This is a genomic window from Streptomyces sp. NPDC056144, from assembly GCF_042264145.1.
Lineage (GTDB): Bacteria > Actinomycetota > Actinomycetes > Streptomycetales > Streptomycetaceae > Streptomyces.
The window spans coordinates 727227-737148 of sequence record NZ_JBHJVF010000003.1; the positions used below are offsets into that span (position 1 = coordinate 727227).

Annotated in this window: 9 protein-coding genes; 7 read left to right on the forward strand and 2 right to left on the reverse strand. The window is 68.7% G+C overall.

Annotated features, from left to right (window positions below):
- Nucleotides 1-4: 4 nt before the first annotated feature.
- Genes ACFC0Z_RS14115 through ACFC0Z_RS14130 form a run of 4 tightly spaced genes read left to right on the forward strand, consistent with a single transcriptional unit; the run spans nucleotide 5 to nucleotide 4833 of the window.
- The gene (locus ACFC0Z_RS14115) at nucleotides 5-2221 is read left to right on the forward strand and encodes a polyribonucleotide nucleotidyltransferase (RefSeq protein ID WP_376436604.1); all 2217 of its coding nucleotides are present in this window, start codon (nucleotides 5-7) and stop codon (nucleotides 2219-2221) included.
- Nucleotides 2218-3597 carry a M16 family metallopeptidase gene (locus ACFC0Z_RS14120; protein WP_376436607.1) on the forward strand — a complete coding sequence of 460 codons (1380 nt, stop codon included), beginning with the start codon at nucleotides 2218-2220 and terminating at the stop codon, nucleotides 3595-3597. The genes ACFC0Z_RS14115 and ACFC0Z_RS14120 overlap by 4 nt, the downstream gene beginning before the upstream one ends.
- A 26-nt stretch (nucleotides 3598-3623) precedes the next feature.
- On the forward strand, nucleotides 3624-4376 hold the full coding sequence (gene dapB, locus ACFC0Z_RS14125) for a 4-hydroxy-tetrahydrodipicolinate reductase (protein WP_376436610.1): 753 nt from the start codon (nucleotides 3624-3626) through the stop codon (nucleotides 4374-4376).
- A 4-nt stretch (nucleotides 4377-4380) separates the two neighbouring features.
- The gene (locus tag ACFC0Z_RS14130; protein ID WP_376436613.1) at nucleotides 4381-4833 is read left to right on the forward strand and encodes a hypothetical protein; all 453 of its coding nucleotides are present in this window, start codon (nucleotides 4381-4383) and stop codon (nucleotides 4831-4833) included.
- On the opposite strand, the gene ACFC0Z_RS14135 is transcribed toward ACFC0Z_RS14130, so the two are convergent.
- A complete protein-coding gene (locus tag ACFC0Z_RS14135; protein WP_376436616.1) occupies nucleotides 4823-5380 on the reverse strand; it encodes a hypothetical protein in 558 nt (185 codons plus the stop codon). The genes ACFC0Z_RS14130 and ACFC0Z_RS14135 overlap by 11 nt on opposite strands.
- 51 nt (nucleotides 5381-5431) lie before the next feature.
- Entirely contained in the window at nucleotides 5432-5671 is a 240-nt protein-coding gene (locus tag ACFC0Z_RS14140) for a hypothetical protein (RefSeq protein WP_376436619.1), read from the reverse strand.
- A gap of 173 nt (nucleotides 5672-5844) precedes the next feature.
- Here ACFC0Z_RS14140 and thyX point away from each other — a divergent pair, with 173 nt between their 5' ends.
- From thyX to ACFC0Z_RS14155, 3 genes are all read left to right on the forward strand, one after another.
- Nucleotides 5845-6585, forward strand: a complete 741-nt coding sequence (gene thyX, locus ACFC0Z_RS14145; RefSeq protein ID WP_376436622.1) for an FAD-dependent thymidylate synthase — start codon at nucleotides 5845-5847, stop codon at nucleotides 6583-6585.
- 179 nt (nucleotides 6586-6764) lie between these two features.
- Nucleotides 6765-7664 carry a 4-hydroxy-tetrahydrodipicolinate synthase gene (gene dapA, locus ACFC0Z_RS14150; protein WP_376436625.1) on the forward strand — a complete coding sequence of 300 codons (900 nt, stop codon included), beginning with the start codon at nucleotides 6765-6767 and terminating at the stop codon, nucleotides 7662-7664.
- A gap of 100 nt (nucleotides 7665-7764) precedes the next feature.
- Complete coding sequence (locus ACFC0Z_RS14155) at nucleotides 7765-9450, forward strand: ribonuclease J (protein WP_360807796.1); 1686 nt, start codon at nucleotides 7765-7767, stop codon at nucleotides 9448-9450.
- Nucleotides 9451-9922: the final 472 nt, after the last annotated feature.

A 9922-nucleotide genomic window follows, 5' to 3' on the forward strand; every position in this document is an offset into this window, starting at 1 on the left:
ACTAGTGGAGAACGAGACCCACTACGCCGAGGCCGTCATCGACAACGGCACCTTCGGTACCCGCACCATCCGCTTCGAGACGGGCCGCCTCGCCAAGCAGGCCGCCGGCTCCGCCGTCGCCTACCTGGACGACGACACGATGGTCCTCTCCGCGACCACCGCCTCGAAGAAGCCCAAGGACCAGCTCGACTTCTTCCCCCTGACGGTGGACGTCGAGGAGCGGCAGTACGCGGCCGGCAAGATCCCCGGCTCCTTCTTCCGCCGTGAGGGCCGCCCCTCCGAGGACGCCATCCTCACCTGTCGCCTGATCGACCGCCCGCTGCGCCCCTCCTTCAAGAAGGGCCTGCGCAACGAGATCCAGATCGTCGAGACGATCATGGCGCTCAACCCCGACCACCTGTACGACGTGGTCGCGATCAACGCCGCCTCCGCGTCCACGATCCTGGCGGGCCTGCCCTTCTCCGGCCCCATCGGCGCCACCCGCGTCGCCCTGATCAACGGCCAGTGGGTCGCGTTCCCGACGCACACCGAGCTCGAGGACGCCGTCTTCGACATGGTCGTCGCCGGTCGTGTCCTCGAGGACGGCGACGTCGCGATCATGATGGTCGAGGCCGAGGCCACCGAGAAGACGGTCGAGCTCGTCAAGGGCGGCGCCGAGGCGCCGACCGAGGAGGTCGTCGCCGCCGGTCTCGAGGCCGCGAAGCCCTTCATCAAGGCCCTCTGCAAGGCTCAGTCGGACCTCGCCGCCAAGGCCGCCAAGCCCACCGGCGAGTTCCCGGTCTACCTCGACTACCAGGACGACGTCCTGGAGGCCCTCACCGCCGCGGTCAAGAGCGAGCTCGCCCAGGCGCTCACCATCCCCGGCAAGCAGGACCGCGAGGCCGAGCTGGACCGCGTCAAGGACCTCGCCGCCGACAAGCTCCTCCCGGCCTTCGAGGGCCGCGAGAAGGAGATCGCCGGCGCCTACCGCGCGCTGACCAAGAAGCTGGTCCGCGAGCGCGTCATCAAGGACAAGGTCCGTATCGACGGCCGTGGCCTCACGGACATCCGTACGCTCGCGGCCGAGGTCGAGGCCATCCCGCGCGTGCACGGCTCGGCGCTGTTCGAGCGTGGCGAGACCCAGATCCTGGGCGTCACCACCCTCAACATGCTCCGCATGGAGCAGCAGCTGGACACCCTCTCCCCGGTGACCCGCAAGCGCTACATGCACAACTACAACTTCCCGCCGTACTCCGTCGGCGAGACCGGCCGCGTGGGCTCGCCCAAGCGCCGCGAGATCGGCCACGGCGCGCTCGCCGAGCGCGCGATCGTGCCGGTCCTCCCGTCCCGCGAGGAGTTCCCCTACGCGATCCGTCAGGTGTCCGAGGCCCTCGGCTCCAACGGCTCGACGTCGATGGGCTCGGTCTGCGCCTCCACCATGTCGCTGCTGAACGCCGGTGTGCCCCTCAAGGCCGCCGTCGCCGGTATCGCCATGGGCCTGATCTCCGAGGAGATCGACGGCAAGACGCACTACGTCGCCCTGACCGACATCCTCGGCGCCGAGGACGCGTTCGGCGACATGGACTTCAAGGTCGCCGGTACGAAGACCTTCGTCACCGCCCTCCAGCTCGACACCAAGCTCGACGGCATCCCCGCCTCGGTCCTGGCCGCCGCGCTGAAGCAGGCCCGTGACGCGCGTCTGCACATCCTCGACGTGATGAACGAGGCGATCGACGTTCCGGACGAGATGTCCCCGAACGCGCCGCGCATCATCACCGTCAAGATCCCGGTGGACAAGATCGGTGAGGTCATCGGCCCCAAGGGCAAGATGATCAACCAGATCCAGGAGGACACCGGCGCCGACATCACGATCGAGGACGACGGCACCATCTACATCGGTGCCCAGCAGGGCTCGCAGGCCGAGGCCGCCCGCGCCACGATCAACGCGATCGCCAACCCGACCATGCCGGAGGTCGGCGAGCGTTACCTGGGTACGGTCGTCAAGACCACCACCTTCGGTGCGTTCGTCTCCCTGATGCCCGGCAAGGACGGTCTGCTGCACATCTCGCAGATCCGCAAGCTCGCCGGTGGCAAGCGCGTGGAGAACGTCGAGGACGTGCTGGCGATCGGCTCCAAGGTCCAGGTCGAGATCGCCGAGATCGACCAGCGCGGCAAGCTCTCCCTCATCCCCGTGATCGCGGACGAGGACGGCGCTGACGCGAAGGACGACACCGACCAGTGACGTCCCGTAGTTCCGTGACGACGGCCCGCCCCTCTTCGGAGGGGCGGGCCGTCGCCCGTACCCAAACGCTTCTCCCGGGCAAGGACGGCATCGGCACGGTCCGTCGCACGACCCTCCCCGGGGGCCTGAGGGTCGTCACCGAGACCCTCCCCTCGGTCCGCTCCGCCACCTTCGGCATCTGGGTCCAGGTCGGTTCCCGCGACGAGACCCCGAGTCTCAACGGCGCGACCCACTACCTGGAGCACCTCCTCTTCAAGGGCACCCAGAAGCGGTCCGCCCTCGACATCTCCTCCTCGATCGACGCGGTCGGCGGCGAGATGAACGCCTTCACGGCGAAGGAGTACACCTGCTACTACGCGCGGGTCCTCGACACGGACCTGCCGCTGGCGATCGACGTCGTCTGCGACATGCTCACCGGCGCCCTCGTCCTCGAAGAGGACGTGGAGGCCGAGCGCGGGGTCATCCTCGAAGAGATCGCGATGACCGAGGACGACCCGGGCGACGTCGTGCACGACCTGTTCGCGCAGACGATGTTCGGCGACACCCCGCTGGGCCGCCCGGTCCTCGGCACCGTCGACACGGTCAACGGCCTCTCCCGCGGCCAGATCGCCCGCTTCTACAAGAAGCACTACGACCCGACCCACCTGGTCGTGGCCGCCGCGGGCAACGTCGACCACGCCACGGTGGTACGCCAGGTCCGCCGCGCCTTCGAGAAGGCCGGCGCCCTGACCCGTACCGGCGCGGCCCCCGTCGCCCCGCGCGACGGCAAGCGCCTCGTCCGTACGGCCGGCCGCGTCGAGCACCTCAACCGCAGGACCGAGCAGGCCCACGTGGTCCTCGGCATGCCGGGCCTGTCCCGCACCGACGAGCGCCGCTGGGCCCTCGGCGTGCTGAACACCGCCCTCGGCGGCGGCATGTCCTCCCGCCTCTTCCAGGAGGTCCGGGAGAAGCGCGGCCTGGCCTACAGCGTGTACTCGTACACCTCGGGCTTCGCCGACTGCGGCCTCTTCGGCGTGTACGCGGGCTGCCGGCCGAACCAGGTCCACGACGTCCTGCGGATCTGCCGGGACGAACTCGACAAGGTCGCCTCCGACGGTCTCACCGACGAGGAGATCAAGCGGGCCGTCGGCCAGCTCTCCGGCTCGACCGTCCTCGGCCTGGAGGACACCGGCGCGATCATGAACCGGATCGGCAAGAGCGAGCTCTGCTGGGGCACGCAGATGTCGGTCGACGACATGCTCACCCGGATCGCGGAGGTCACCCCGGACGAGGTCCGGGCCGTCGCCCGCGATGTACTGGACCAGCGGCCCTCGCTCTCGGTGATAGGACCGCTCAAGGACAAGCAGGCGGACCGCCTCCACCAAGCGGTCTCCTGACCAAGATCCCCTAAGGAAGCAGACGAATGAGCAAGCTGCGCGTGGCGGTCCTCGGAGCCAAGGGCCGCATCGGCTCCGAGGCGGTCAAGGCCGTCGAGGCCGCCGAGGACATGGAACTGGTCGCGGCCCTCGGCCGGGGCGACAAGCTGGAGACGCTCGCCGAGGCGGGCGCCCAGGTCGTCGTCGAGCTGACCACGCCCGACTCGGTCATGGAGAACCTCGAATACTGCGTGGGCCACGGCATGCACGCGGTCGTGGGCACCACCGGCTGGACCGAGGAGCGCCTCGCGCGGCTCGACTCCTGGCTCGCCGCCTCCCCGGAGACGGGCGTCCTCATCGCCCCGAACTTCTCCATCGGAGCGGTCCTCACCATGAAGTTCGCGCAGGTCGCGGCCCCGTACTTCGACTCCGTCGAGGTCATCGAGCTGCACCACCCGCACAAGGTCGACGCCCCCTCCGGCACGGCGACCCGGACCGCCCAGCTGATCGCCAAGGCCCGCGCCGAGGCCGGCCTCGGCGCCCAGGAGGACAACACCAAGCACGGTGTGGCGGGTGCCCGCGGCGCCGACATCGACGGTGTCCCCGTCCACGCGGTACGTCTCCGGGGCCTGCTGGCCCACCAGGAGGTGCTGCTCGGCGGCGAGGGCGAGACCCTCACGATCCGCCACGACTCGCTGCACCACTCCAGCTTCATGCCGGGCATCCTCCTGGGCGCCCGCCGCGTGACGACCACCCCCGGCCTCACCTTCGGCCTGGAACACTTCCTGGACCTGGGCTGACGGCATGGGCGGAAAGATCACCTACGTCTTCCTCGCCACGGTCCTCGTGCTCGTCTTCGGGGTCGTGGCGATGGAGGGCGTCCTGCTCCTCCTGACCGGGGAACCGGTGGCCATGGGCATGGGAGCGGTCGCGTTCCTGCTGCCCGGGGTCGGCGGCTGGTTCCTGTGGAAGAACACCCGCTTCGCCCGGCAGGCGAACGCCCTCGCCTCCGAGCTGGAGGCCGAGGGCGGGCTGCCCGTCGACGAGCTCAGGCGCAGCGAGGGCGGTCGCATCGACCGCGACTCGGCCGACGAGGTCTTCGCCCGGCGCAAGGCCGAGACGGAGGACTCTCCCGAGGACTGGCGCTGCTGGTTCCGGCTCGCGGTCGCCTACCACGACGCCCGCGACACCCCCCGGGCCCGCAAGGCCATGCAGCGGGCCATCGCCCTCCACGAGGGCCGCGCGGTCAGCGCGTAGCGGGAACGACGCCGTACTCGGCGTTCCAGGCCTCGACCGTGTCGGCCGCGCGGTCGAAGGCCTCGACCCGCGAGAGGAAGTCGGCGCTGTGGTCGGTGAGCAGCAGCAGCTGCTCACCACCCTGCCGGCCGAGCACCAGGGCCTGGCCCTGGACCGTACGGGGAAGCCCCAGCCAGCGCACCGGCTGCTGCGCGGTCCGTACGGAAGTCACCTTGGCCCACGGCACGGTGACGGTCCGGAGGAAGCCGACCCGACGCACCCCGGCGCGGCTCACCCACGTGCCCACGCGGAGCATCCGCAGGGCGGCGAGGATGACGAGCACCGCGATCCCGAGCGTCACGGTGGCGGCGCCGAATCCGCCGGCCGCGACGATGATCACGGCGGCGAGCAGCACGAACGCGGCGAGCAGCAGCGCCAGCGCGGCCGCTCCGACCCGCCACGACCCCGGCCGGTAAGGACGACGCCACTGATCGTGGTCGTCGAACGGGAGGGTGACGTGGTCGGTCGTGTCAAAAGCACGGTCGGCCGTCAGAAAGGGCAGGGGCACGACAGGTTCCTCACTCGCAAGCACGATCGGGCGGTGCCCGGTGAGGCTACCTCAGCGGTTGTCGGAGGCTTCGGACTGCTGCTGGTGTGTGCTGGAGTCACCCGACTGGAGGGACGGCATGCCGAGGACCAGCGCGCCGACGAGCCCGGCGACCACCGTGAGCCCGAGCAGCGCCCGCCCCACGATCTGAGAGGCCTTGAGGCGCTCCCTGGGTGGCGGCGTGACGTTACTGCGGAAGTGGTCGGCCTCCGCGACGAACGCGAACGGTACGGCCTCTCTCCGGCGGAACATCAGGGCCACTCTCCTCTGTAGTCGTCGTCCTTCACCGGTACAGACGACCGAATCGGCTCTTTGGTGCCCTATTTCACTAAAGCGGTTGAATCTCCTCCTCCAGGAGGACGTCGGATACGCCTGAAGGACGTCGATAAGGTGGGTCCCGGAACAGCCGAACGGAAGGACCGCTGGTGAGCGACACCCCCACCGAGAACGTGAAGATCGACTTCCGGAGCGACGTCACCGTTGATCTGGTCAAGAGCGCGGCGACCGACTCCGACGTCCTCTGGGCGGCGCGCGTCTCCACGGCGGGGGAGCAGTCCCTCGAAGAGCTCCAGAAGGACCCGGAGCGCTCGAAGGGCCTGATCAACTACCTGATGCGGGACCGCCACGGCAGCCCGTTCGAGCACAACTCGATGACCTTCTTCATCAGTGCCCCGATCTTCGTGTTCCGCGAGTTCATGCGGCACCGCGTGGGCTGGTCGTACAACGAGGAATCGGGCCGCTACAGGGAGCTGCAGCCGGTCTTCTACGTCCCCGACACCTCCCGCAAGCTGGTCCAGGAGGGCCGCCCCGGCAAGTACGTCTTCGTCGAGGGCACCCAGGAGCAGCACGAGGTGGTGAGCCGCACGATGGAGGAGTCGTACCGGACGGCGTACGCCACCTACCAGGAGATGCTGGCGGCCGGCGTCGCCCGCGAGGTCGCCCGCTCGGTCCTCCCCGTGGGTCTCTTCTCCTCGATGTACGCCACCTGCAACGCGCGCTCCCTCATGCACTTCCTCGGTCTGCGCACCCAGCACGAGCTGGCCGCGGTCCCGTCGTTCCCACAGCGTGAGATCGAGATGGTCGGCGAAAAGATGGAGGAGCACTGGGCCCGGCTGATGCCGCTGACCCACGCCGCCTTCAACAAGAACGGCCGTGTGGCCCCGTAGGGCACAGATGTCCGAAACGCTCATGCGAAGTGTCCGTATTGCGACGTTTCGTGAAGTTCATCTAGGCTGATCAAACGGACCCGGCACTGCCTGAACCCCCGAGCAGGCAGTGCCGGGCTCCTCTTCTACGCGTCCCCCTCGGGGACACCCGGCGCTGAGCAGCGAGTAGCGTGTTACCCATGGCTCCGATCTCCACTCCGCAGACCCCCTTCGGGCGGGTCCTCACCGCCATGGTCACGCCCTTCACGGCGGACGGCGCACTCGACCTCGACGGTGCCCAGCGACTCGCCACCCACCTGGTGGACGCAGGCAACGACGGCCTCGTCATCAACGGCACCACCGGCGAGTCCCCGACCACCAGCGACGCGGAGAAATCGGACCTCGTACGAGCGGTCCTGGAGGCGGTCGGCGACCGCGCCCACGTCATCGCCGGCATCGGCACCAACGACACCCACCACACCCTCGAGCTCGCCCGCGCCGCCGAGCGCGACGGCGCCCACGGCCTCCTCGCCGTCACGCCGTACTACAACAAGCCCCCGCAGGAGGGCCTGTACCGGCACTTCTCGGCCATCGCCGACGCCACCGAGCTCCCCGTCATGCTGTACGACATCCCCGGCCGCAGCGGCGTCCCGATCGACACCGAGACGCTCGTCCGCCTCGCCGAGCACCCCCGGATCGTCGCCAACAAGGACGCCAAGGGCGACCTCGGCCGCGCCAGCTGGGCCATCGCCCGCTCCGGCCTCGCCTGGTACTCCGGCGACGACATGCTCAACCTCCCGCTGCTCTCCGTCGGCGCCTGCGGCTTCGTCTCGGTCGTCGGCCACGTGGTCACCCCCGAACTCCGCGCCCTCGTCGAAGCCCACCTGGCCGGCGAGGTCCAGAAGGCCACGGAGATCCACCAGAAGCTGCTCCCCGTCTACACGGGAATGTTCCGCACCCAGGGCGTCATGACCACCAAGGCCGCCCTCGCCCTCCAGGGCCTCCCCGCCGGACCGCTGCGCCTCCCGCTCGTGGAGCTCTCTCCCGAGGAGACCGCGCAGCTCAAGGTCGACCTGGCCGCCGGCGGGGTAGAACTCTGACAACGGACTTCACAACTGAACACTGACAACAGCAAGTGCACGAATGTCATGCGCGCCACGTGCCCGACCGGCCCGTGGCGCGCATGGTGAGGAGAGTCTTTTGAGTCATCCGCATCCTGAACTCGGCGCCCCGCCGAAGCTGCCGAAGGGCGCGCTGCGCGTCACCCCGCTCGGCGGTCTCGGCGAGATCGGCCGCAACATGACGGTCTTCGAGTTCGACGGCCGTCTGCTCATCGTCGACTGCGGCGTCCTCTTCCCCGAAGAGGAGCAGCCCGGCATCGACCTGATCCTCCCGGACTTCACGATCATCCGGGACCGCCTCGACGACATCGAAGGCATCGTGCTCACGCACGGCCACGAGGACCACATCGGTGCCGTCCCCTACCTGCTCCGCCTCAAGCCGGACATCCCGCTGATCGGCTCCAAGCTGACCCTCGCGCTCATCGAGGCCAAGCTCCAGGAGCACCGGATCCGTCCCTACACCCTCGAGGTGAAGGAGGACGACCGCGAGGTCCTCGGCCCCTTCGACTGCGAGTTCATCGCCGTCAACCACTCCATCCCGGACGCCCTGGCCGTCGCCATCCGCACCCCCGCGGGCATGGCCGTCGCCACCGGCGACTTCAAGATGGACCAGCTCCCGATGGACGGCCGTCTCACGGACCTCCACGCGTTCGCGCGCCTGAGCGAGGAAGGCATCGACCTTCTCCTCTCGGACTCCACGAACGCCGAGGTCCCGGGCTTCGTCCCGCCGGAGAAGGACATCTCCAACGTCCTGCGGAACGTCTTCGCGAACGCCCAGAAGCGCATCATCGTGGCCAGCTTCGCCAGCCACGTGCACCGCATCCAGCAGATCCTCGACGCCGCCCACGAGTACGGCCGCCGGGTCGCCTTCGTCGGCCGCTCGATGGTCCGCAACATGGGCATCGCCCGTGACCTGGGCTACCTCCGCGTCCCGGCCGGCCTCGTCGTCGACGTCAAGACCCTCGACGACCTGCCGGACGACGAGGTCGTGCTCGTCTGCACGGGCTCCCAGGGCGAGCCGATGGCGGCGCTGTCCCGCATGGCCAACCGGGACCACCAGATCCGCATCGTCCCCGGCGACACGGTCATCCTGGCCTCGTCCCTCATCCCGGGCAACGAGAACGCGGTCTACCGCGTGATCAACGGCCTGACCCGCTGGGGCGCGAACGTGGTCCACAAGGGCAACGCCAAGGTCCACGTCTCGGGCCACGCCTCGGCCGGCGAGCTGCTGTACTTCTACAACATCTGCCGCCCGAAGAACCTCATGCCGGTCCACGGCGAATGGCGCCACCTCCGCGCCAACGCCGAGCTCGGCGCGATGACGGGTATCCCGAAGGACCACATCGTCATCGCCGAGGACGGCGTCGTCGTCGACCTGATCGACGGCCGCGCCCGCATCACCGGCAAGGTCCAGGCCGGGTACGTGTACGTGGACGGCCTCTCGGTCGGCGACGTGACCGAGACCCACCTCAAGGACCGCCGCATCCTCGGCGACGAGGGCATCATCTCGGTCTTCGTGGTGGTGGACTCCTCCACCGGCAAGATCGTGAGCGGCCCGAACATCCACGCCCGCGGCTCCGGCATCGAGGACTCCGCCTTCGACGCGGTGATCCCCAAGGTCGATCAGGCTCTGAACAAGTCGGCCCAGGACGGCGTCGTCGAACCCCACCAGCTCCAGCAGCTGATCCGCCGCACCGTCGGCAAGTGGGTCTCGGACACCTACCGCCGCCGCCCGATGATCCTCCCGGTCGTCGTAGAGGTCTGACGGACGGCCCGCTGGGCCGTCTGACCAGCGCCACACCGGAGCGGGGCCCCTCGATTTGCATCGGGGCGCCCCGCTCCAGTACGTTTACGGCTCCGCCAGATCGGGAACCACCCGGCACCGTCGTGTGCCTGAACGGTTCTTCGGGAGGCGGGAAATCCGACGGAAATCATCTGATAAAGTCGGAACACGCCGAAAGGCCCTCGGAGTGAAAACAAAAGGGACCGGAAAGCACCGAGGAAATCGGATCGGAAAGATCTGATAGACTCGGAAACGAAGGAAGCGCCCGGAGGGCCTGGAAACAGGAACAAAGGAAGCGTCCGCACCTTGAGAACTCAACAGCGTGCCAAAAATCAACGCCAGATTAGTTGATACCCCGTCCATCTTCGGATGGTCGAGGTTCCTTTGAAAAAGTCCATTCCTTCGGGGATGGCAACAACACAGCGAGGACGCTGTGGACAGTCGGCCATATTCC